A 23901-nucleotide genomic window follows, 5' to 3' on the forward strand; every position below is an offset into this window, starting at 1 on the left:
ACATTCTCCTTGTGAGCATGGGTTATGGCAGAGAAACGGCTTGAAGCCAATGTCATGACGTTTCCGGAGAGTACTCTCCGGCATCATCACAGCCATCACCAGTTGGTGGTTGGGCTTTCCGGCGACGCGCTTATCGAAGTGGACGGTATGTCCGTTCCTATCGATTCCGGGCACGCATGTGTCGTGCCGACGGACGCCCCGCATTCCTATTGTGGTGACTCCCGGAATCATGTGTTGGTTATCAATCTGGACGCGCTCTGCCCCGCGACCAACGATTCCCGCCATCCCGACTACGAGGTGTTTGCGCCGCTCTTCGAGAAGCCGCGTATCATGAACCTCGATTTTCGCCTGCAGTCTCTGATTCAGCTCTGTAGTAGCGAGATACTGCATCGGCCGGCTCAGGCGCTGATGGGAGAGCACTTTGCTGCGGGAATCATGTATTGCCTCAGCGACCGGCTCGGTAGAACCGTTCACCGCCGTCACCGCGCACATCACCTGGATATGGGGGAAATTGATGCCTATATCGACCGCCATCTCCATGAAAAAATACGCGTGCGAGATCTGGCGGCTCTCGCATGCTTGAGTGAATCTCATTTTCACGAGATATTTCAATCTGTTACTGGCGTATCTCCGCATCAGTACGTGATTCGGCATCGTCTGCGTCATGCCAAGAATATGTTGCGGGAATCTGACCTGCCATTGTCTGAAATCAGCCTCCGGGTTGGCTTCTCAAGTCAGAGTGCAATGACTAACGCCCTAAAGCGCCATGAGCAGGTTACGCCGTCGGCTTTCCGGAGCGCCGGATAACATTTTTCCCTTCATTTAGACGAAAGTCGTGGTCAATCGGAGTTTTTTGCAAAAACTCCAGAGCTTTTTGCTAGAAGCAAAAGGCCCGTCATCTTAATTTCATATAGAGACCTGTGACGCTGGTCAGTTGGTAGTCCAGTGCCTCACGCACCGAAACAGTTATATCCGTTTTTCGTCATCCTGCCGAGGCGTCGGGAGGGTGGGATTTTTGCGAGGTGACATTCATGTTCAAGGCGAGCGAGTTTCTGGGATCCGCATTTGATGACCAGAAACGGGATTTTTTCTGGCAAGCGATTGTCGGAAATTATGCTGTGGACGAAACCGCTTACCTGAAGGAATTACTGGCCTACAACGAGGTTGTATCGGAAGAGGTCAAGACGACGGAAGCGATTGCAACGGACCTGATCCGCAAAGTGCGGGCGCAGGACGATGCCGTCCATATGATCGATGCGTTGCTGCAGGAATACAGCCTGGATACCCAGGAGGGCATCCTGCTGATGTGTCTGGCGGAAGCCCTGATGCGGATTCCCGATAAGCGCACAGCGGATGCCCTGATCAGAGACAAGATGTCGGTGGCCGATTGGCAGAAGCACATGGGCAAGAGCGAGTCGACGCTGGTTAACGCCTCGACCTGGGGGCTTTTGCTTACGGGGAAAGTGGTCAAGTTGGACCGTAGGATCGACGGTACGCCGGCTAACGTCTTGAAGCGCCTGGTCAACAAATGCGGTGAGCCGGTTATTCGGGCTGCAATGTACCGCGCCATGGCCATCATGGGTAGACAATTCGTTCTTGGGCGGGACATCAAGGAAGCGTTGAGCAGCGGTCGCCGATACCGGGACCGGGGTTACACCTACTCCTTCGACATGCTGGGTGAAGCGGCCATGACAGCTGCGGATGCCAAGCGCTATCTTCAGGACTATCTCAAAGCCATCGAAACTGTTGGTGCTGATGATTACCCGGCGAACAAGGCGCCAGCGCCGTCTATTTCCATCAAGCTGTCGGCATTGCATCCGCGCTACGAGCAGTCCCAGGAGCATCGGGTACTGACGGAGCTCTGCGGTACACTGATTGAATTGGTGAGCTTCGCTCGTCAGCGCTCTGTGGCCATTACCATTGATGCCGAGGAGATGGACCGGCTAGAGCTGTCTTTGGCCTTGTTCGAAAAGGTCTATCGTTCCCCGGAGTGCCGGGGATGGGGGCATTTCGGCTTGGTCGTTCAGGCCTACTCCAAGCGAGCGCTGCCGGTGTTGAGCTGGCTGACCAAGCTGGCTAAGGAGCAGGGCGATGAGATTCCGGTACGTCTGGTGAAAGGTGCCTATTGGGACTCGGAAATCAAGCATTGCCAGCAACTGGGGTTGGACGGGTATCCGGTTTATACCCGCAAGGAAGCCACCGACGTTTCCTATCAGGCCTGTTTGCATTTCCTGATGAGCGAGCATACCGAGGGCGCCATCTATCCCCAGTTCGCCAGCCATAACGCCCACACCGTCGCATCCGTGCTGCGGTATGCCAAAAATCGTCAGCGCCGATTCGAATTCCAGCGGTTGCACGGTATGGGCGATGCGCTCTACGACACCGTGCTGGCCGAGTATGCGGTGCCCGTTCGTATCTATGCACCGGTCGGTGCCCATAAGGATCTGCTGCCTTATCTGGTGCGTCGTCTGCTGGAAAACGGCGCAAACTCTTCGTTTGTTCATCGTTTGGTCGATGCCGAGACTCCCATAGAGCACCTGGTGCAGGATCCTCGTCTGGAACTGCAGCGCTACGAAAGTCTGGCAAACGATCGCATTCCATTGCCGTCCGGCATTCTGGAGCCCGGCCGGCGCAATTCTTCAGGAGTCAATATCAACGTGGCCAGTGAACTCGAACCTCTGCAGAAGGCCATTGAGGCCTGGAATGACAAAACCTGGTCCGGCGGGCCGGTCGTCAACGGTAACTTGATCCAGGAGGGTGATAAGCGTGTCGTCAAGGCACCCTATGACCAGTCGGTTGAGGTCGGATCGGTGGTCTGGGCCAGTGCCGAGCATGCCGGTGCGGCGCTGGATGCTGCAGGCAATGCCTTCAAGGCCTGGAATGAAAGCCCGGCAGATGTGCGGGCTGCCTGTCTGGAACGTTATGGCGATCTGATGGAAAGGGATCGTGCCGAGCTGATGGCGCTGTGTGCACGCGAAGCCGGAAAAACCTGGCAGGATGGTATCGACGAAATCCGTGAAGCGGTGGATTTCTGTCGTTATTACGCCTTGCAGGCACGGGAAAAATTCAGCAAGCCCATGTTGCTACCCGGGCCAACCGGCGAGTCCAACGAGTTGTATCTCGAAGGGCGCGGGGTCTTCGTCTGCATCAGCCCCTGGAATTTCCCACTGGCTATCTTCAGCGGGCAGATCATGGCGGCGTTGGCGGCCGGTAATACGGTCATTGCCAAGCCGGCTGAACAGACCAGCCTGATCGCAGTCAAAGCCGTCCAACTGATGCTGGAAGCGGGTTTCCCTCCCGGTGTGATTCAGTTGCTCCCAGGAGATGGCGCTGCGCTGGGCAAGGTATTGTTGTCCGATCCTCGGGTGTCGGGTGTGGCCTTTACGGGTTCGACGCAGACCGCGCACCTGATCAACCGTACCCTGGCAGAACGCCCGGGTGCCATTATTCCGCTGATAGCGGAAACCGGTGGCCAGAACGCGATGATCGTCGACAGTACGGCGCTACCCGAGCAGGTCATCAGCGATGTGGTGCAGTCAGCGTTCGCCAGCGCCGGCCAGCGTTGTTCCGCGCTGCGGGTGCTGTATTTGCAGGAAGATGTCGCTGAGCGTATGGAAGAGATCCTGGCCGGAGCCATGCAGGAGCTGCATGTCGGTAATCCAAGCCAGCTGCGCGTCGATGTCGGGCCGGTAATCGATGAGGAGGCTTGCCAGGACCTGCAGAAGCATTTGGATGTCCTGAAGCAGAAAGGCGCCCGCTGCATTGCCCAGGCTCCGTTGTCCGAGGATTGCGCAAAAGGTCATTTCCTTCCGCCGAGCGCCTATGAGATCAAGGGCATTGGCGAACTGAGCAAGGAGCATTTCGGCCCCATCCTGCATGTTGTGCGTTATGCCGCCGCGGATCTGGACAAGGTGATCGATGAAATCAACGGTGCCGGTTACGGACTGACGCTGGGGATTCACAGCCGTAGCGAATCCACAGCAGCCTATATCGAGAAGCGCGTCAAAGTGGGCAACACCTATATCAACCGCAACCAGATCGGCGCTGTCGTGGGCGTGCAGCCGTTCGGCGGGCGCGGCTTGTCGGGTACCGGTCCCAAGGCCGGCGGTCCTCATTACCTGATTCGGTTTGCGACTGAGCGTAGTCGCACGATCAACACCACCGCAGTCGGTGGGAATGCGACGCTGTTGTCGCTGGGTGTGGAAAAAGTCTCCTGATTGACCGGGCCAAGGGGACGGCGGCCCGTGGTTGTATCCAACGGATTGGTTAATGTGAGCGCAATTGATGAGGGCCGGGTGCCGGTGGAGGACGACGCGAGCGAAAGGTCGCGTTGTTCTTGATCCCAAAAGGGTCTATACACTGGTGACCGTGGAATTCCGGTTCCACGACCTCCCGGGTTTCATCAACCTATAACTAAAAACGCAATAGTGCGGAGGAAATGCGATGTTCAAGCTGAAAACTCTTGTCGCAGCAACCGCGATATCCCTTGGGATGTCGGCGACGGCCATGGCGGCCGGTACAGTAACCTTTGGTGTGCAGGCGCCCATCACAGGGCAGTATGCCAACGAAGGCCAGGGTATCGAAAAAGCCGTCAAGCTGCTGGCTAAACAGCTCAACGATAAAGGCGGGCTTCTGGGCAAAACGGTCAAAGTCGTCTCCTGTGACGACGAAGGCAAGGCTACCCAAGGGGCTCTTTGCGCTCGTAATCTTTCCAACCAGAATGTCTTTGCCGTAATCGGCACTTACACTTCTGGTGCTGCTGGCGCCGCACAGCCGATCTATGCTCGTGCCAACATCCTGCAGACCAGTGATGGAACCGCAGAGCAGCTGACCCAACACGGTTACAAACTGTTCTTCCGGAATGCGCCCCCCAATAGCGCAGAAGCCAAGTTCACCGGTGAGTACCTGGTGAAAGGCAAGCATTACAAGCGCATTGCGGTGTTGTCCGACCACTCCAGCTTCTCCAAAGGTCTGGGTGATGCGGTTGATGAGGCCGTGAAAAAGGAAGGCGGCAATGTCGTGTTCCGTGGTTACATCAATGCGGGATCCCAGGACTACCGTTCCGTACTGACGACGGTTAAGTCGAAAAACCCGGATGTCATCTATTTCTCCGGTTACTATTCCGATGGCGGCCTGTTGCGCTCTCAGGAAAAGGATCTGGATATCAATGCGGATTTCGTGGGTGGTGACGCCAACCAGAATGTGAAGTTCGCCCAAATCGCCGGTCAGGCTGCTACGGGGACCGTGATCGTCAACGTGCCTGCGCCTGAAAACCTGCCGTACAAGGAAGCCAAAGACTTCCTGGCTGATTACAAGAGCATGTACGGTGAGCTGCCTCCCAGCATCTTTACGCTGACCAATGCCGACGGCATGCGGGCTATCGTCAAGGCCGTTGAAGCAACCAAGAGCTTTGACCCGAACAAGGTTGCCGACTACCTGCATAACCTGCGCAACTTCCCGGGTATTACCGGTCCGATGGGCTTCGACAAGCATGGCGAGCGGCTTGGTAGCGCTTTCCAGGCGTTTGAAATCCAACCCGACGGCAGCTACAAGACCGTTTATCCGACCCATTAACGTAATCGAACAAGACAGGGGCTCAACAACATGGAAATCTTCTTCCAGCAGCTCGCAAACGGGCTGACGGTAGGAAGTATCTATGCCCTGATCGCGCTCGGTTACACGATGGTCTATGGCATCCTGAAACTGATCAACTTCGCCCATGGCGACTTGGCGGTTCTGGGTGCCTTCATAGGACTGACCGTAATCACCAGTTTGACGGGCGCCGGTGCGGCGCCCTCTCACTGGGTCGTGATCCTGGCATTCGTGGTGGCAGTTTTGGTTGTTGCCATCGCGGGGGTGCTTCTCGAACTCACCGCCTATCGTCCCTTGCGCCATGCTCACCGTTTGTCCGCCGTCGTATCGGCGTTGGGAGCCTCCATGCTCCTGGAAAACGGCATCATGCTGATCTGGAGTCCGCAAACGCTGACGTTTCCGGAAGGGATACTGCCGTCAACCAATTATGTGATTGGCGGAGTTGTGCTGAACTCCACCCAAATTCTGATTGTCGCCATTTCGTTCCTGCTGATGCTGGCGTTGTACCTTTACGTCAACAAAACGCGGTTCGGCACGGCGATTCGCGCTTCTGCGATCGATCAGGATGCCGCTCGCCTGATGGGGATCAACGTCAATCGGGTTATTGTCAGTGTCTTCATCCTGGGCCCGGCCCTGGGTGCCATCGGTGGCCTGTTTATCGGGATCTACTACCGTCAGGCGGTTTTTGACATGGGGTGGATCTACGGTCTGAATGCCTTTATCGCGGCGATTATCGGCGGCATCGGTAATATTCCGGGCGCCATGCTCGGTGGCCTGTTGCTGGGGCTCTTCAACTCCCTCGCGGGTGGCTACATTTCCAGCACATGGCAGGAAGCGATTACCTTTGCCTTGCTGATCCTTATTCTGCTGGTCCGTCCGACCGGTATCCTCGGAGAAAGGGTGGCGGAAAAGGTATGAAAAAACTCACGTCGACCTGGGCAGGTCTGCTGCTCTGGGTACTCGGTCTGTTGTTGGTGCCGCTTTTTGCCGACAACAACTGGATCTTCATCATGTCCTATTTCGCCATCTACGCGGTGGTGTCGCTCAGTCAGGACGTTGTCCTTGGCCGTGCCGGTATGTACGACATGGGGCATGCGGTCTATTTCGGTATCGGGGCCTATACGACGGCTATCCTGAATACTCAGTATGGGGTACCTATCCTATGGACCTTGCCGATTGCCGTTGTCGTGTCTGCGCTGTTCGGTGCCCTGTTGTCCGCACCGATCGTGAAGCTGCGGGGGGACTATCTGTTGGTGGCCACCATTGGCTTCAACGAGATCTTCCACATGGCACTGGTTAATGATGTCGGTGGCATCACGGGTGGACCTGACGGTATCTACGGTATTGAGGCTCCATCGCTTTTCGGCCATCAGATCATGAGCCAGGGCGGGATCTTCGTGCTCAATTGGATACTGCTCGGTATTGTCCTGTTGCTGATGAATAACCTCGAAAACAGTCGTCTCGGACGCGTGTTCCGTTACCTGAAGGAAGACGAGCTGGCGGCGACAACGCTGGGCGTTAATGCGCGATATTACAAGATTCTGGCTTTTGCGCTGGGCGCCGGCATCGCAGGAGCGGCGGGTACGCTGTTCACCAGCCTTCTGCAGTCGGTCAGTCCGGGCGCCTTCGTGTTTACAGAATCGGTCACCCTGTTTGCCATCGTCATCGTAGGCGGTCAGGCGTCCATCCCAGGGGTGCTGTTGGGTGCGGTACTCATGTTTGTCGTGCCCCAGGTATTCCGTGATCTGGCCGAGTATCGTTACTTCGTCTTCGGCCTCGCGATGATCGTGATTATGGTCCTGCGGCCGCAGGGCATACTGCCCAGAAGGAGACGACTGGAATGAACGATAACAGTACGCCACTGCTGCAACTGGATAGTGTAGGGATCAACTTCGGCGGACTGCGTGCCGTTGACGATCTCAACCTGAGTATTAAAAAAGGTGATGTCGTCGGTCTGATCGGCCCCAATGGTGCCGGTAAAACCACGGTATTCAACCTGATTACCGGTGTTTATAAGCCGACCGACGGGGTGATTCGCTGGAAAGGTGAGCCGATCAGCGGTTTGCCTCCCTACCGGATTGCGCAACGCCGGATCCTGCGCACCTTCCAGACGATCAGGCTCTTCTCCGGAATGAGCGTTCTCGAGAATGTGCTGGCGGGTCAGCATATGGAAACGCATCAAACCTGGCTCTCCGGTCTGCTGTCGCTTCCGAAGCAACGCCGGGAGGAGAAGGCCTTGCGCAAGAGCTGCATGGAGATCCTCGAACAACTGGATCTTGCGTCTATTGCACATGAGGAGGCGACGTCACTGCCCTATGGCATCCAGCGTCGTGTGGAAATGGCGCGAACGCTGGCGGCCAAACCGGAGTTGCTGATTCTCGACGAACCGGCGGCCGGTCTTAACGACAGTGAGTCCGTGGAGCTCAACAAGACCATCCTGGGGATCCGCGACCAGGGCGTTACCGTGATTCTGGTTGAACACGACATGAATGTGGTCATGAACGTCACCGACCATATCTGTGTGATCAACTTCGGCCGCAAGATCGCCGAGGGCGGGCCAGAAGACATTCGCAACAACCCGCAGGTCATCGAGGCCTACCTGGGTAGCGATGATGACGACGATGAGGAGGCAGCATGAGCCTGCTGGAAGTGAAAGACCTCAAAGTCGCCTATGGCCACATTGAGGCATTAAAAGGTATTTCCCTGAGCGTCGAAGAGGGTGAAGTCGTCGCCATTCTCGGTGCAAACGGTGCCGGCAAGACGACGTTCATGCGGTCGCTGAGCGGCTTGCTGAAACCCCGTTCCGGAACCATTCAGTATGACGGGCACGACATCGGCAAAGCTCGCGCCGACGCCATTGTCGGATTGGGCATCGCCCAGTCGCCGGAGGGACGTCGTGTCTTCGGCACGCTGACGGTCGAGGAAAACCTGATGCTCGGTGCTTATACGCGCTCGCGCCCCGAAGCGCTGGAAACGCGCAAGCAGGTCTACGAGCTGTTTCCGCGTCTTCTGGAGCGGAAAGCGCAGATGGCCGGCACCCTATCAGGCGGTGAACAGCAAATGCTGGCGATCGGCCGGGCCTTAATGGCAAAGCCACGGCTGTTGCTGCTCGATGAGCCCAGCCTCGGTCTGGCGCCGATCATCGTCAAGGGGATCTTCAGTGCCTTGCGTGATATCCGAGCCTCCGGTGTGACTATCCTGGTCGTTGAGCAGAACGCCCGTATGGCGCTGAAGCTGGCTGACCGGGGTTATGTCCTGGAAGTCGGGCGCATTGTTCACGAAGACAGTGCCAAGGCCCTGATGGCATCTCCGGAAGTGCAGGAAGCCTATCTCGGTAAAGGTCATTAAATTGCGGCAGGGCGCAGGGATGCGCCCTTTATCCATTCCTGTCGCTATGGTGACCACTGGCGCCTAATTTTTGGTTCATCGCACTTTACCGGGAAAAGCGGCTTTGATTTCAAAGAGAAGTCGCTGCCCCGATACCCCTTTGTCATACCTGGAGGTTAGTGCTTGCTCTATCGGTAGGGCGCAATAACCGAAGGGCATTGCGCCGCATGGCAGCGGGCAAATTCCGAGTTTAACTTCCGGGTGTAGTATCGCCGTTGGTCAGTCATGGGGTGTTGTTACACCGAGTGGCGTCTCATTCGGCGCAATGCCCTTCGGTTATTGCGCCCTACAGCTTTTCACGCTAATCCGCGACGATCCTAATTTTTCCTCCCTGTCTATTCGTATTCGCTCCGGCCAGCGCGGCATCCTTAAAAAAGACGTTTCTATAACGTCGTCGTTTCCAATTCTTTTACACGCTTGGCGTCCACGGCTTTCACGGTAATCCGCAAAAAATTTTCCATCAAGGTGTAACAGCTACCGGGTTCATGCGTCTCCTTATCGGAACGCTGAGGAACACCGGCAATGAGCCGCTTACCTTCGTCGGCGATCACCTGAAACTTTTAACGCTATTGGAGAACGACAATGAACAAGCGCACTTTGATGGTCACCGCAATCTCCAGCCTGCTGGCAATTGGCGCCGCATCGGCTTCCGTGAACGCCATGGCGGCAGGCAAGGAGAAGTGTTACGGCGTAGCCAAAGCCGGAAAGAACGATTGCGCCACCAAGACCAACTCCTGCGCCGGAACGGTGAAACAGGATGGCGACAAGGGGGCGTTCATCGTTGTACCCAAAGGGCTTTGTGAAAAGCTCGCCGGCGGTACGCTGAACCCGATGTAAATCCGGTCCGGCGTTGGGGAGAGGTCAGCGCTCCCCAATGCCGCCTTAGGTAATCGCCATTATCATGGTTAAGGACACGGGTGTGGCACGATGAACATAACGGATTGGGTCGGGGTAGGGCTGCGCGTTCCCCATCATGGGTATTTCATGGCACAACGGCCATCGATCGGTTGGCTCGAAGTGCATAGTGAAAACTACTTCCATGACGCGAACCTTCGAGGCGAATTACTCGCGCTGGCAGAGGTTTACCCCATCAGCCTTCACGGTACTGGTCTTTCCCTGGGGTCTGTGGACCCGTTGAGTCAGCGGCATCTTGCCGCCCTCCGACGCCTGATCGACGAGGTTTCGCCAGTGCGTCTTTCTGAACACCTGAGCTGGAGTTCGGTGGGCGGAACCTATTTTAACGACTTGCTTCCGATTCCCTATACAGAAGAAGCCCTCGAGCACATGGTCGCGCGAATCGACACCGTTCAGCAGGCGCTAGGGCGGCAGTTGCTGATCGAGAACCCGTCCAGCTATCTGCAATACCGGCAGAGTTCGATGACTGAGTGGGATTTCCTGGCAGCGCTTCCGGAACGGTGCGGCTGCGGCTTGCTGCTTGACCTTAACAATATCTTTGTCAGCAGCCTGAATCATGGCTTTGCCGTCGAAGATTACCTGTCTGCGGTGCCGTTCGAACACGTCGGGGAGATTCATTTGGCCGGCTTCGAAGTGCAGCATTTCGATGACGGCGACCTCTGTATCGATACACATAGCCGGCCGGTCTCTGACCCGGTCTGGCAATGGTTTCGCGCGGTGACAGAGCGCCATGGCAAGCGTCTGACGTTGATCGAATGGGACAGGGACCTGCCAGAACCGGAAGTGCTCCTGGGTGAAGCGGGCAAGGCCAGGGATATCATGACATCATTGGCTGCAGCGGAGGTGACTGCATGAATCTCGGTACCTTGCAGCAAGCCTTTGGCGACATGCTATTGGGGCAGCCGTCAGCCATTGCGGATGCCATTTTCGACAACAGGCCGTGCCAATCGGCGCGGCTCTCTGTCTACCGGAACCATTTTCTCACCAGCTTGCAGGAAGCCTTGTGTGCGACCTATCCCCAGTGCCGGCGTCTGTTGGGTGACCCTCTGTTCTATAAGTTGACGCGCCGGTATGTCACGGAGCACCCCCCACTGGAATCCTGTGTTGTGAATTATGGTGACGGTTTTCCCGACTTCCTGGGGGCCAGCGAGGAGCTGGAGGATCACCCGGCAGCGGAAGAGTTGGCCGTGCTGGAGTGGTTGGTGGAACGGAGCAGTTTGTTACCCCCCGCAAAACCGTTTCCGTTTTCCCGCCTGGAGGCCGTCGATCCTGAGGCCTATGAACACTTGGTATTGCTTCCGGCGGCGAGTCTCCGATTCTGGACGGCAGGCTACGCTGTCGATCAGCTGTTCGATGCTTTGGTCGAGGCGCAGCCCATCCCGACCCTGTCGCCCGAAACCCTGTACCTCGCGGTGATTCATCGCGAGCAGGGCATTGCGTTGAGCCGGTTGTCTCCGGTGGCAATGGACCTGCTTGCCCTTTGTCGGGATGAAAGGCCACTGGCGGATCTGCCTGGCGGGCTACAGGACACCGTGCTGACCGAGTTGGCTGATCTATTGGGACGTGGGTTGATCGAAGATTTTTCGCTTGGGAGGTAGCATCATGGGGTGGTTTGCGCGAATTGATCGTTTTATGGCCGGAGGAACGGCATGGTTGGTACCGCTGGTTCTGCTGTTGACCCGGCTCTGGGTGGCCAATGTGTTCTTCCATTCGGGGATGCTTAAGCTCAGCGATTGGGATAGCACGCTGTTTCTATTCGAAGATGAGTACCATGTTCCGCTATTGCCTCCGGATATCGCCGCCTATATCGGCACGGCGATCGAGATCGGTGGTTCTACGATCCTGGCTCTGGGGATCTTGACCCGACCCATCGGATTACTGATGTTCGGATTCAATATCATGGCGGTCCTGTCCTATCCGCTTCTTTGGAAAAACGGCTTTTTTGATCATCAATTGTGGGGCGCCATGCTTTTGATGAATGTACTTTGGGGTGGAGGCTTCTTTTCGCTGGATCGATTGTTGTCGGCGTTGTCGGGCAGACGCCTGACGTTACAGGCCAGCTAGGGGGAATGTGGCATAAAAAACGCCAGCATAAAGCTGGCGTTTTTTGTCTTCAGGCGTCTCAGGCGCTTTGTTCTGCAGCCTGCTTCGCTTTTTCGCTATAACTTTCAATCTTGTCGAAGTTCAGGTAGCGGTAGATATCGCCCGACATGGAGTCGATACTCTTCGCGTATTCCATGTACTCCGCAACGGTCGGAAGGTGGCCCAGGATGGCTCCGACAGAGGCCAGCTCGGCCGAAGTCAGGTACACGTTGGCACCATCGCCCAGGCGGTTCGGGAAGTTACGGGTCGAGGTAGACAGAACCGTCGACTTCGCCGCGACGCGAGCCTGGTTACCCATGCACAGCGAACAGCCAGGGATCTCGGTGCGAACACCGTTGCGGCCGTAAGTGTTGTAGTAGCCTTCTTCCATCAGTTGCGCCTGGTCCATCTTGGTGGGCGGAGCCACCCAGAGACGGGTCTTCAGGGATTCGGTATTCTGCTCGAGCAGTTTACCGGCAGCCCGGAAGTGACCGATGTTGGTCATACAGGAACCGATGAAGACTTCGTCCACTTTGTCGCCGGCGACTTCGGACAGCAGACGGGCGTCATCCGGATCGTTCGGGCAGCAAACGATAGGTTCTTTGATTTCGCTGACGTCGATTTCGATGACGGCGCTGTACTCGGCATCTGCGTCTGCACGCATCAGGCTCGGGTTAGCCAGCCATTCTTCCATCGCCTTGGCACGACGCTCCAGGGTACGGACGTCGCCGTAGCCTTCAGCAATCATCCAACGCAGCATGGTGATGTTGGAGCGCAGGTATTCCGCCACCGACTCCTCGGACAGGGTGATGGTGCAACCCGCCGCAGAACGTTCTGCAGAGGCGTCAGACAGCTCGAAAGCCTGTTCGACGGTCAGGTCTTCCAGACCTTCGATTTCCAGAACGCGGCCGGAGAAGATGTTCTTCTTGCCTTTCTTCTCGACGGTCAGCAGGCCCTGCTTGATGGCGTAAAGCGGAATGGCATGAACCAGGTCGCGTAGGGTGATACCCGGTTGACGGGTACCCTTGAAGCGAACCAGGACTGACTCCGGCATATCCAGCGGCATAACGCCGGTTGCCGCAGCGAAAGCCACCAGACCGGAACCGGCGGGGAAGGAAATGCCCATCGGGAAGCGGGTGTGGGAGTCACCACCGGTACCGACGGTATCCGGCAACAGCATGCGGTTCAGCCAGCTATGGATAACGCCATCGCCCGGACGCAGGGAGACACCGCCACGATTCATGATGAAGTCGGGCAGGGTATGCTGCATTTCGACGTCGATGGGCTTGGGATAAGCCGCGGTATGGCAGAAGGACTGCATGACCAGGTCGGCGGAGAAGCCGAGACAGGCCAGGTCTTTCAGTTCATCGCGGGTCATCGGGCCAGTGGTGTCCTGGGAGCCGACAGTCGTCATTTTCGGTTCGCAGTACTGGCCGGCACGTACGCCTTTCACGCCACAGGCCTTGCCCACCATCTTCTGGGCGAGGGTATAACCTTTGCCACTGTCGGCAACCTTGGCCGGACGAACGAAAACATCGCTCGGAGCCAGGCCCAGCGCTTCACGGGCTTTATCGGTGAGGCCGCGGCCGATGATCAGCGGGATGCGGCCACCGGCACGGACTTCGTCCAGGAGCACATCGGACTTCAGAGAGAACTCAGACAGCACCTCGTCGGTGCCGTGCTTCTTGATCTTGCCTTCACGCGGATAGATGTCGATGACATCGCCTGTTTCCAGGTTGGATACGTCCGCTTCAAAGGGCAGGGCGCCGGCGTCTTCCATGGTGTTGAAGAAGATGGGCGCAATTTTTCCGCCGATGCAGACACCGCCGGCACGCTTGTTGGGAACACCGGCGATATCATGGCCGATGTACCACAGAACGGAGTTGGTCGCCGACTTACGGGAAGAACCGGTACCGACCACGTCACCCACGAAGGCAACCGGGTGGCCTTGCTTCTTCAGTTCTTCGATCTGCTCCTTGGCGTTGGTGATACCTTCGCGTGGCATCTTGTACATGGCCAGGGCATGCAGGGGGATGTCGGGGCGCGACCAGGCGTCAGGTGCGGGTGACAGGTCGTCGGTGTTGGTTTCGCCGGACACCTTGAAAACGGTGTTGGTGATAACGTTCGGGACTTCAGGCTTGTTCAGGAACCATTCAGCGTTGGCCCAGGACTCCAGGACGGCCTTGGCGTTGGCATTGCCGGCGTCGGCCTTTTCCTTGATGTCGTGGAACGCATCGAACACCAACAGGGTGTGCTTCAGTTGGGTGGCGGCTTCTTCAGCGAGTTCGGCATCGTCCAGCAGAGCGACCAGGGTTTCGATGTTGTAGCCACCCTGCATCAGGCCCAGCAGTTTGACGGCCTTGAGTTTGTCGACCAGCGGGGAGGAGGCTTCGCCCTTGACGATGGCGGAGAGGAAACCGGCTTTGACGTAAGCCGCTTCGTCAACACCCGGCGGAATGCGGTTTTCCAGCAAATCCAGCAAATAGGCTTCTTCGCCTGCGGGCGGATTTTTCAGCAGTTCGACCAGGCCGGCAGTCTGCTCGGCATTCAGCGGTTGCGGAGGAATGCCTTGAGCGGCACGTTCTTCCACATGTTTGCGATAGGCTTCTAGCACGGTTACATCCTCATCAGATTGAAGTCCCGCTGTCCACGCTGCGGGAGTCGTTGGCAGCAGTTGCCACGCGATCAGGCGGCGACATTCTAGAGGAAATGGGCCCAAAAGTTAAGGAACCTATTGATAGAGGCCGATCGTGGGAATCCCGTTATAGCCCGGCCGTATGGGACGCGTCGTGTCCGCCGGGCCGCTTTGTAATATACTGCGCGGCCTCAAGCAATGAACGAAAGAGTGCTGTCGATGCCGGTAGTGGATCTGAGTGCCATCAACGATTTTCTTCCCTGCGAAACGCCCGACGCCTGGATTGCCAGCGCCCTGGCGAATCAGGACTTGATGCTGATCGATCATGCACACTGCGAGAAAAAGGCGGCGTCGACGGCATTGAGCCTGATGTACCGTTATGTGGATCGCCCCGCGCTGTTGCACAAGATGTCACGGCTGGCTCGTGAGGAGTTGCGGCATTTCGAGCAGGTGCTGGCCATCATGAAGAAACGGGGCATCGTCTATGGACACCTGTCGCCGTCCCGTTATGCATCGGGCTTGCGCAAAGGTGTCCGCGAAGCCGATCCGGCCCGATTGGTGGATGTACTGATTGTGGGGGCCTTCATCGAGGCGCGCTCCTGCGAGCGCTTTGCCAAGCTGGCGCCTCATCTGGATGAGGAGTTGCAGGACTTTTATGCCTCTTTGTTGAAATCCGAGGCACGTCACTTCCAGGATTACCTGCATTTGGCGGAGCAGGCGGCAGGAACCGATATTTCGGATCGGATTGCGGCCTTCGCCCAGGCTGAGCGAGAGTTGATCGAGGCGCCTGACGGAGAATTCCGATTCCATAGCGGCCCGCCTGGGCCGTCCGCCTGAAGTTCAACGCAGGCTATTTCGTAGGGCGCAATGCCCTTTGGTTATTGCTCCCTACAGGTTTCCTGTTAATTCGCGACGAAGGGTTTAACCGGGCTGGAAGGCTTCCTGGATCAGCTCCGGCGCTTTGCCGGGCTCGACGCGCAGGTACCAGAGTGCCTTGTCCCAATCCCCGAGGACATACCGCGCGGCGGCTTCACCGGCCACCTCGATGTCGTGGACGGCTGGGCGATGTGTGTGTCCGTGAATCAGGCGGGCGACGTTGTGCTCCTCCATCTCCCGGATCACCTCTTCCGGGGTGACATCCATGATGGACTCTTCCTTGCCCTTGTTCTGGGCCATGCTGATTTCACGCAACTGGCGGGCAACCTGTTGACGGTCGGGCAGGGGGCGCCTGAGGAACATCGCCTGCCATTGGGGGTTGCGCATGTTCTGCCGAAACTTCTGGTAGCCGACGTCGAGCGTGCAGAGGCTGTCGCCATGCATAAGCAGTGTCGGCGTGCCAAAGAGGTCGATTACGGTCGGGTCGTTCAACAGGCTGGCGCCGGCCCGGGTGCAGAAGTCTTCTCCGATGAGGAAATCCCGGTTGCCGTGCATCAAATACAGCCGGGTTCCGTGCTGGCGGTTGAGCGCGGACAGGGCAGCGGCGACTTCGTCCTGAAGTGGGGTGCGTTCATCGTCGCCGATCCAGGATTCAAAGAAATCCCCCAGAATATAGAGCGATTCCGCTTGGCAGGCGTGCCTTTCCAGGAATTGCAGAAACGCCCGGGTGATGTCCGGGCGCTCCTCTTCCAGATGTAGATCGGAAATAAACAGTACGGTCACGCCGCGTCCCCGTCCTCGACGATTTCGGCCTTTTCGATGATAACGTCGTCAACCGGGACATCCTGGTGGCCCGCACGGCTGGTGGTTTTCACTTCTTTGATCGAGTTGACCACGTCCATGCCTTCGATCACTTTGCCGAAGACCGCATAACCCCAGCCCTCGACGGTTTTGCCGGTATGATCGAGAAACGCGTTGTCGCGCACGTTGATGAAAAATTGTGCGGACGCGGAATGCGGCTCCATGGTGCGTGCCATGGCGACGGTGCCGGTCATGTTGCTCAGGCCGTTGTCCGCCTCGTTTTGGATCGGCGCGCGGGGTTTGCGGGGAACCATGCCTGGCTCGAAGCCGCCACCCTGGACCATGAAATTGCTGATAACACGGTGGAAAATGAGGCCGTCGTAGAAACCGTCCTTCACATACTCTTCGAAGTTGCGTGCGGTTTCCGGTGCCTTGTCGTAATCCAGTTGCAGCTTGATGTCGCCAAAATTGGTTTTCAAAACAATCATTCAGGGATCCCCGTCAGAACAGTTGATGCTTGATTGGCGTGGTATTGTACGGTACACCGGGGCCAAGGGAAGCACCGGAAGTCATCCGAGTTTCCCGAGAGCATGAGTTGACCCGGCAACTGTGATTATAATACCGGCCTTTGGGAGGCCTCGGACAGCACCAGAAGGCGAAAACGTCTTCTACAAACGTCGTGGGCCCTTCTCCCTGACGCCAGACCGCCCCCTGAAACGCGGCGGCCCGTCAATCGCCGAGATCCGTTAAACGCAGAGTACCTATGAGCGCAGAATCGAAGAAAGCGAATAATTTTATCTACAACCTTATCGAAGAAGACATTCGCACCGGGAAAAACGGCGGCGTCGTCGCGACCCGTTTCCCGCCGGAGCCGAATGGGTACCTTCACATCGGCCATGCCAAGTCGATCTGCCTGAACTTCGGTATGGCGGAAGCCTTCAATGGCACCTGTAATCTGCGCTTCGACGATACCAACCCGGAAAAGGAAAGCCAGGAATATATCGAGGCCATCAAGCGTGATGTCGAATGGCTGGGTTTTCACTGGCAGGGGGACGTGCGCTTCGCGTCCAATTATTTCGACCAGCTTTACGATTTCGCCGTGGAGCTGATCAGGAAAGGTAAAGCCTACGTTTGCTCGCTGACCGCGGACCAGATGGCAGAGTATCGTGGAACCCTGACGGAGCCGGGCCGCAACAGTCCGGACCGGGATCGCAGTGTCGAGGAAAACCTCGATCTGTTCCAGCGCATGCGCGATGGCGAATTTGCCAACGGGGAGCTGGTATTGCGGGCGAAAATCGATATGACGTCGCCGAACATGAACCTGCGCGACCCTATCCTTTACCGGATTCGCTTTGCTGAGCATCACCAGACCGGCAATAAATGGTGCATCTATCCGATGTACGATTTTACGCACCCCATATCGGATGCGCTGGAAGGCATTGTCTACTCCCTGTGCACCCTGGAGTTCGAAGACCACCGTCCGCTTTATGATTGGGTGCTCGACAATATCACGATCGCCTGTCATCCACGCCAGATCGAATTTGCCCGCCTGAACCTGAATTACACGGTGACCAGTAAGCGCAAGCTGAAGCGCCTGGTCGACGAGGGGCACGTTCAGGGGTGGGATGATCCCCGGATGCCGACGGTTTCGGGTCTTCGCCGGCGCGGCTATACGCCGGAATCGATCCGGAAATTCTGCGATATGATCGGAGTTAATCGGGTCGGCGGCACGGTCGACGTCGGTATGCTCGAGCACGCTATCCGCGAAGACCTCAATGAACGGGCTCCGCGCGCCATGTGCGTCATGCATCCGCTGAAGGTCGTGCTGACGAACTATCCCGAGGACGGCCGAGAATTGCTGGAGTTGCCGGCGCATCCGCAAAAGCCGGAAATGGGCTCGCGTCAGGTGCCCTGGACCCGTGAGCTGTATATCGATCGTGAGGATTTCTCGCTGGAGCCACCCCGGAAATGGAAACGGCTGGCGCCGGATCAGGCAGTGCGTCTGCGTGGCGGCTATGTGATCACCTGCCGTGAGGTGGTCCGGGACGCACAAGGCGAGATAACAGAACTGCGCTGCGAATATGACAGTGCCACGCTGGGTGTCAATCCGGAAGGCTACAAGCCGAATGGCGTCATTCACTGGGTCTCGGCGACCGACAGCGTCGAAGCGGAAATCCGGCTCTACGACCGCCTGTTCAACCAGGAAAATCCCGATGCCTCCAAGGAAACGGATTTTGTCGACAGCATCAACCCGGAATCGCTGGTCGTACTGCAGGGCTGTCGTGCCGAAGCTGGTTTGGCCCAGGCGCGAAGCGATATTCCGTACCAGTTCGAACGGGAAGGCTACTTCTTCCTGGATGCCGATCAGGGCAGCGGAGACCGGGTGATCTTCAACCGGACGGTGACGCTGAGAGATTCCTGGGCAAAGATCGAAGCCCGGAGCTAGCGTCAACTGACACTGGGGAGTGAACGTGATTCAGATCTACAACACGCTGACGCAGCAAAAGGAAGAGTTTAAACCCATCGAGCCGGGTAAGGTCCGCATGTATGTCTGCGGCATGACCGTTTACGACTACTGCCACCTGGGACATGGGCGCGTGCTGGTCGCCTTCGATGTGGTGACCCGTTATCTCCGTCACAAGGGATACGAGGTGACCTATGTCCGCAATATCACCGATATCGATGACAAGATCCTGCGGCGTGCGGCCGAAAACCATGAGCCCTTCACAACGTTAACCGAGCGCATGATCGCTGCCATGCATGAGGACGAGCGAGCGCTGGGAGTGATCGCACCGACTCGGGAACCGCGGGCGACGGCACATATCGACGACATCATCGAAATGATCCAGACGTTGATGCATAACGGTTATGCCTATTATGCGGATAACGGCGACGTCTATTTTGCGGTGGAGAAGTTCGAAGGCTACGGCAAGCTGAGCAAGCGCAAGCTGGATGAGCTGCTTGCCGGCGCGCGCGTCAATGTTGAAGAAGCCAAAAAGAGTCCGGCAGATTTTGCTCTCTGGAAGGCGGCGGAACAGGGCGATGACAGCTGGTCGTCCCCATGGGGCTACGGTCGGCCCGGCTGGCATATCGAGTGTTCGGCAATGTCGACAGCCTGTCTGGGCGATACCTTTGATATCCATGGGGGCGGTCCGGACCTCATGTTCCCGCATCATGAAAATGAGATCGCCCAGTCGGAAGGCGCGACGGGCAAACCCTTCGTTCATGTGTGGATGCATGCCGGTGCGGTGCGGGTAAACAAGGAGAAAATGTCCAAATCCCTGGGCAACTTTTTCACTATTCGCGAAATCCTGGCCCAGTACTCCGCAGAAGTTGTGCGGTATTTCCTGGTTGCAAGCCACTATCGCAGTCAGATCGACTATTCGCCGGAAAGCCTGTCGGAAGCGCAGAACGCGCTGAACCGTTTCTATTCCGCGCTCCGAGGACTACAAGCCGTTGCGCCGGAGGGTAAAACCGACTGGGATGCCCGCTTTGAGGCAGCCATGGACGATGACTTCAATACGCGCGAGGCATTGACCGTGCTGTTCGAGTTGGCGGGACATATCAATCGCGCCAAACGCATGGAGCAAATGTCGGATGCGGCGTCGCTGGCCGGAGTGCTTGTGCGGCTGGGGGCTATCCTGGGGCTGTTGCAGCAGGACCCCGAGGCCTATTTCCAGAGTGGCGGGGTGGCGGAGCAGGGCGACGACCTGAGTGCGGAAGACATCGAAGCGATGATCGAGGCGCGCGCGGAAGCCCGTCGCCAAAAGGATTTCGCTGAAGGAGACCGCATACGCGACGAATTGAAGGCGCGCGGCATTGTCCTTGACGACAGTCGGGAAGGCACGACCTGGCGGCGAGTCTAGCGGGGATCTTCGGGAAACAGGCGGACAACGTCCGGGTTATGGCAATGTCCGTCGCATACGGCATGAACTGCTGCGATATTTCGCGTAGAATGGCGACCTCTCCATCAAAAGTGGACTATCGGTGCGCCGGTAGGGAGCATCTTGATCGACTCCCGGAGGTGTTTTCGATGATCGCTGAAGTCGGCGCCGTACTGACGAACCAGGCGCGTTTTGCCGACAGCGAACAACGCAATAACCTTTTTCGACGGTATTGATATGGCAGGATGCCTGTACGCACGGGTGTTATCTGTTTCCTGCGAGCCGTCGACGAAACCCTGTTCGCCGCCGATCATTGCGATCGGTCTTTAAGTGGCGGTGTCTTACCGTCAGGTAGCGAACAGTCTCGATAATCGGATACTCAAGCACTATTGAGGCGACACACGATGACAGAACGCGTTCAAGTTGGTGGCCTGCAGGTCGCCAAAGTCCTGTATGACTTTGTGAATCAGGAAGCTATTCCCGGAACGGGCATTGAAGCCGATGCCTTCTGGGCAGGGTTCGACAAACTCGTTCACGAACTCGCACCGCGCAACAAGGCCTTGCTCGCCAAGCGTGACGATCTTCAGGCCAAGCTGGACGCCTGGTATCGCGAGAATGGCGGTCAGTCGATCGACACGGCCACCTACAAGCAATTCCTGACAGACATTGGTTATCTGGTGCCGGAAGGCGACGACTTCCACGTAACCGTCGAAAACGTCGATCCTGAAATTGCCACCATGGCGGGCCCGCAGCTCGTGGTGCCGGTCATGAATGCGCGTTACGCATTGAATGCCGCAAACGCCCGTTGGGGTAGTCTTTATGACGCCTTGTACGGTACAGACGTGATTTCCGAGGAAAACGGTGCCGACAAAGGCCGCGGTTACAACCCGGTTCGCGGCGCCAAAGTCATCGAATACGCCCGCAATCTGCTGGATGAAGTGGCACCGCTGGCGGAGGGGAGTCACAAGGATTCGGCCGGTTACAGCATCGAAGGCGGTAAATTGGTCGTCAAGCTGGCGAATGGCGGTCAAACGACGCTGCGCGACAGTGCACAACTGAGTGGCTATACCGGCGATGCGAACGCACCGACCGGCATCCTGCTGGCCCATAACAATCTGCACCTCGAAATCCAGGTGGATCCGTCGCACCCGATTGGCAAGGACGATGCTGCCGGTGTGAAGGACGTGCTGATGGAAGCAGCGCTGACGACCATTATGGACTGTGAAGACTCCGTTGCGGCGGTCGATGCCGAAGACAAGGCGCTGGTCTATCGCAACTGGCTGGGCCTGATGAAGGGCGACCTGGTCGAAAACTTCCAAAAGGGCGGTGAGACGGTTTCCCGTCGCATGCATGCTGATCGCGAGTACACGACGCCGGACGGTGGCAAGCTGACCCTCCCAGGCCGCAGTCTGATGTTCGTGCGTAACGTCGGTCACCTGATGACCAACGAAGCCATTCTGGACAAGGACGGCAGCGAAGTACCTGAGGGTATCATGGATGGCGTGATCACCTCGTTGATCGCCATTCACGACCTGAAAGGCAATGGCCCGGTACGAAACAGCAAGACCGGTAGTGTTTATATCGTTAAGCCGAAGATGCACGGTCCGGAAGAGGTGGGTTTCACCAACGAACTGTTCGGTCGCATCGAAGACCTGCTCCAACTGCCGCGCTTCACCCTGAAAGTGGGCGTAATGGACGAGGAGCGTCGCACTACGGTCAACCTGAAGGAGTGTATCCGGGTCGTCAAGGACCGCGTCGTCTTCATCAACACGGGCTTCCTGGACCGCACCGGCGACGAGATCCATACGTCGATGGATGCGGGCCCCGTGATTCGTAAGGGTGCCATGAAGCAGGCGCTGTGGATGACCACCTACGAAGACTGGAACGTTGATACCGGTCTGGCCGCCGGCCTGCGTGGCCACGCCCAGATTGGTAAGGGTATGTGGGCGATGCCGGATCTGATGGCGGCGATGATGGAAGCCAAGATCGGCCACCCGAAAGCGGGTGCTAACACCGCTTGGGTTCCGTCACCGACGGCTGCGACCCTGCATGCTATCCATTACCACAAGGTTAACGTGCCGGCGCGCCAGGAAGAGTTGGCCAAGCGTGAGAAAGCCAAGCTGGACAACATCCTGACGCTGCCTCTGCTGGAAGATCGCGGCAGCCTGTCGGCCCAGGATATTCAGCAGGAACTGGACAACAACGCTCAGGGCATCCTGGGTTACGTCGTACGCTGGATCGATCACGGTGTGGGTTGTTCCAAAGTGCCCGACATCAATGATGTGGGCCTGATGGAAGACCGTGCGACGCTGCGTATCTCCTCTCAACACATCGCCAACTGGCTGCATCACGGCATCTGTTCCGAAGAGCAGGTGATCGAAACGCTGAAGCGGATGGCGGCTGTGGTTGATCGTCAGAATGCGAGTGATCCCACCTATCGCAACATGGCGCCCAACTTCGACGACAGCGTAGCCTTCCAGGCGGCTTGTGAGCTGGTTCTGCAGGGACGTGCGCAGCCTAATGGCTATACGGAGCCGGTCCTGCACCGTCGTCGCCGTGAGGCTAAGGCAAAGTACGGCGCCTAATAGGCTCTGTAGGGAGAAGCACCGTGGGTGCTGTCTCCCAGACAAAAAAAGCCGGATGAGTGAATCATCCGGCTTTTTTTGTAGGTGGTAGGGGGTAACGCAGAGACTACGGCCGTTGCGTCAGCGTACCGCAATCAATTTTTTAGTGATGCAGGTTATTCGCCGCGTAAAGCGTATTCTCCATGAGCGTGGCAATGGTCATCGGACCGACGCCGCCCGGCACCGGTGTAATCCAGGCTGCGCGCTCGGCGGCGGCCTCAAACTCCACGTCACCACATAAAGATCCGTCTTCGCACCGGTTCATACCAACGTCGATGACCAGGGCGCCAGGTTTGATCCATTCGCCTTTGACCAGCCCCTTCTTTCCGGCAGCCGCAACAATGATATCGCCGTCCCGGACATGGTGCTCTAGGTCACTGGTGAAACGGTGGGTCACGGTGACGGTAGCGCCTTCCAGCAGCAGTTCCAGGGCCATGGGGCGGCCAACGATGTTTGAAGCGCCGACGATAACGGCGTGCTTGCCCTTGCAGTCATAACCGACACTCTCGATCATGCGCATGATGCCCGCAGGTGTGCAGGGACGAAGCACGGGCAGGCGCTGTGCCAGCCGACCGATATTGTAGGGATGAAAACCATCGACATCCTTATCTGGGTGGATGCGCAGGAGGATGGAATCCGATGACAGGTGTGAGGGCAGGGGCAGTTGCACCAGGATACCGTCGATTTCGGGATCGTCGTTGAGTCGGTCGACCAGCGCTTCAAGATCGGATTGGCGGGTCGTTTCCGGTAGGTCGTAGTCTTTCGTGAGGAAGCCGATTTCCTCACAGGCGGCACGCTTGTGCTTAACATAGACTTGGGATGCCGGGTCGGTGCCGACCAGCACGACAGCCAGACCGGGGGGGCGGAGACCTTTTTCCTTGCGCTGCCGGACGCCCTCGGCCACTTCCTTTCTAACCTGGGCGGCGATTGCCTTACCGTCTATAAGCTGTGCTTTCATGATGTTTGTGATCGGCCATTTTGGGTGAACAAGTAGAGGCGGCGTATTGTCGCATGGTTCAATCATCAGGCCAACGTAACAAGCTTTCTGCATTGCTTGTTGACGAGCGCATAAGTCGCCGGTATTATTCGCGCCAACTTTGCTGAG

At 57.3% G+C, this 23901-nt stretch carries 20 protein-coding genes; 15 read left to right on the top strand and 5 right to left on the bottom strand.

Features of this window, described 5'->3' with window-relative positions:
- Positions 1-24 precede the first annotated feature (24 nt).
- The 11 genes from CLR77_RS13005 (at position 25) to CLR77_RS13055 (ending at position 11958) form a co-directional block, all read left to right on the top strand.
- Positions 25-807, top strand: coding sequence for a helix-turn-helix transcriptional regulator (locus tag CLR77_RS13005; RefSeq protein WP_097461103.1), 783 nt, complete (start codon positions 25-27; stop codon positions 805-807).
- Between the two features lie 224 nt (positions 808-1031).
- Entirely contained in the window at positions 1032-4217 is a 3186-nt protein-coding gene (gene putA, locus CLR77_RS13010) for a bifunctional proline dehydrogenase/L-glutamate gamma-semialdehyde dehydrogenase PutA (protein WP_097461104.1), read from the top strand.
- Between the two features lie 226 nt (positions 4218-4443).
- Entirely contained in the window at positions 4444-5574 is a 1131-nt protein-coding gene (locus CLR77_RS13015; protein WP_097461105.1) for a branched-chain amino acid ABC transporter substrate-binding protein, read from the top strand.
- A gap of 30 nt (positions 5575-5604) precedes the next feature.
- Positions 5605-6510 (top strand): branched-chain amino acid ABC transporter permease, encoded by a 906-nt coding sequence (locus CLR77_RS13020; RefSeq protein WP_097461106.1) that lies wholly within the window; start codon positions 5605-5607, stop codon positions 6508-6510.
- Positions 6507-7436 (top strand): branched-chain amino acid ABC transporter permease, encoded by a 930-nt coding sequence (locus CLR77_RS13025; RefSeq protein WP_097461107.1) that lies wholly within the window; start codon positions 6507-6509, stop codon positions 7434-7436. Before CLR77_RS13020 ends, CLR77_RS13025 begins: the two co-directional genes overlap by 4 nt.
- Positions 7433-8230, top strand: a complete 798-nt coding sequence (locus CLR77_RS13030) for an ABC transporter ATP-binding protein (RefSeq protein WP_097461108.1) — start codon at positions 7433-7435, stop codon at positions 8228-8230. The genes CLR77_RS13025 and CLR77_RS13030 overlap by 4 nt, the downstream gene beginning before the upstream one ends.
- Positions 8231-8232: 2 nt before the next feature.
- Positions 8233-8940 carry an ABC transporter ATP-binding protein gene (locus CLR77_RS13035; RefSeq protein WP_264754701.1) on the top strand — a complete coding sequence of 236 codons (708 nt, stop codon included), beginning with the start codon at positions 8233-8235 and terminating at the stop codon, positions 8938-8940.
- Between the two features lie 621 nt (positions 8941-9561).
- Positions 9562-9816: a BufA1 family periplasmic bufferin-type metallophore gene (locus CLR77_RS13040; RefSeq protein ID WP_097461110.1), complete on the top strand. Its 255-nt coding sequence runs from the start codon at positions 9562-9564 to the stop codon at positions 9814-9816.
- 90 nt (positions 9817-9906) lie between these two features.
- The gene (gene bufB, locus CLR77_RS13045; RefSeq protein WP_097461111.1) at positions 9907-10749 is read left to right on the top strand and encodes an MNIO family bufferin maturase; all 843 of its coding nucleotides are present in this window, start codon (positions 9907-9909) and stop codon (positions 10747-10749) included.
- A complete protein-coding gene (locus CLR77_RS13050; protein WP_097461112.1) occupies positions 10746-11492 on the top strand; it encodes an HvfC/BufC family peptide modification chaperone in 747 nt (248 codons plus the stop codon). Before bufB ends, CLR77_RS13050 begins: the two co-directional genes overlap by 4 nt.
- A gap of 4 nt (positions 11493-11496) precedes the next feature.
- On the top strand, positions 11497-11958 hold the full coding sequence (locus CLR77_RS13055; protein ID WP_097461113.1) for a DoxX family protein: 462 nt from the start codon (positions 11497-11499) through the stop codon (positions 11956-11958).
- A gap of 58 nt (positions 11959-12016) precedes the next feature.
- On the opposite strand, the gene acnB is transcribed toward CLR77_RS13055, so the two are convergent.
- Complete coding sequence (acnB, locus tag CLR77_RS13060; RefSeq protein ID WP_097461114.1) at positions 12017-14590, bottom strand: bifunctional aconitate hydratase 2/2-methylisocitrate dehydratase; 2574 nt, start codon at positions 14588-14590, stop codon at positions 12017-12019.
- 219 nt (positions 14591-14809) lie between these two features.
- Between acnB and miaE the strand changes: the two genes are divergently transcribed.
- Positions 14810-15448: a tRNA-(ms[2]io[6]A)-hydroxylase gene (gene miaE, locus CLR77_RS13065; protein ID WP_227519922.1), complete on the top strand. Its 639-nt coding sequence runs from the start codon at positions 14810-14812 to the stop codon at positions 15446-15448.
- 84 nt (positions 15449-15532) lie between these two features.
- On the opposite strand, the gene CLR77_RS13070 is transcribed toward miaE, so the two are convergent.
- Both CLR77_RS13070 and CLR77_RS13075 read right to left on the bottom strand, forming a co-directional pair.
- Positions 15533-16270 carry a UDP-2,3-diacylglucosamine diphosphatase gene (locus tag CLR77_RS13070; protein WP_097461116.1) on the bottom strand — a complete coding sequence of 246 codons (738 nt, stop codon included), beginning with the start codon at positions 16268-16270 and terminating at the stop codon, positions 15533-15535.
- Positions 16267-16776 carry a peptidylprolyl isomerase gene (locus tag CLR77_RS13075; RefSeq protein WP_097461117.1) on the bottom strand — a complete coding sequence of 170 codons (510 nt, stop codon included), beginning with the start codon at positions 16774-16776 and terminating at the stop codon, positions 16267-16269. The genes CLR77_RS13070 and CLR77_RS13075 overlap by 4 nt, the downstream gene beginning before the upstream one ends.
- Positions 16777-17051: 275 nt before the next feature.
- Here CLR77_RS13075 and CLR77_RS13080 point away from each other — a divergent pair, with 275 nt between their 5' ends.
- Both CLR77_RS13080 and cysS read left to right on the top strand, forming a co-directional pair.
- A complete protein-coding gene (locus CLR77_RS13080) occupies positions 17052-18734 on the top strand; it encodes a glutamine--tRNA ligase/YqeY domain fusion protein (RefSeq protein WP_097461118.1) in 1683 nt (560 codons plus the stop codon).
- A 25-nt stretch (positions 18735-18759) separates the two neighbouring features.
- Entirely contained in the window at positions 18760-20154 is a 1395-nt protein-coding gene (gene cysS / locus CLR77_RS13085) for a cysteine--tRNA ligase (RefSeq protein WP_097461488.1), read from the top strand.
- A 104-nt stretch (positions 20155-20258) separates the two neighbouring features.
- Here cysS and CLR77_RS13090 read toward each other — a convergent pair whose 3' ends face one another.
- Positions 20259-20486: a hypothetical protein gene (locus CLR77_RS13090; RefSeq protein ID WP_097461119.1), complete on the bottom strand. Its 228-nt coding sequence runs from the start codon at positions 20484-20486 to the stop codon at positions 20259-20261.
- A gap of 90 nt (positions 20487-20576) precedes the next feature.
- Between CLR77_RS13090 and CLR77_RS13095 the strand changes: the two genes are divergently transcribed.
- Positions 20577-22757: a malate synthase G gene (locus tag CLR77_RS13095; RefSeq protein WP_097461120.1), complete on the top strand. Its 2181-nt coding sequence runs from the start codon at positions 20577-20579 to the stop codon at positions 22755-22757.
- Positions 22758-22899: 142 nt separating this feature from the next.
- On the opposite strand, the gene folD is transcribed toward CLR77_RS13095, so the two are convergent.
- Positions 22900-23754: a bifunctional methylenetetrahydrofolate dehydrogenase/methenyltetrahydrofolate cyclohydrolase FolD gene (folD, locus tag CLR77_RS13100; RefSeq protein ID WP_097461121.1), complete on the bottom strand. Its 855-nt coding sequence runs from the start codon at positions 23752-23754 to the stop codon at positions 22900-22902.
- Between the last annotated feature and the right edge of the window lie 147 nt (positions 23755-23901).

It is taken from the genome of Mangrovitalea sediminis (genome assembly GCF_002514725.1).
GTDB classification, from domain to species: Bacteria; Pseudomonadota; Gammaproteobacteria; order Pseudomonadales; family Oleiphilaceae; genus Mangrovitalea; species Mangrovitalea sediminis.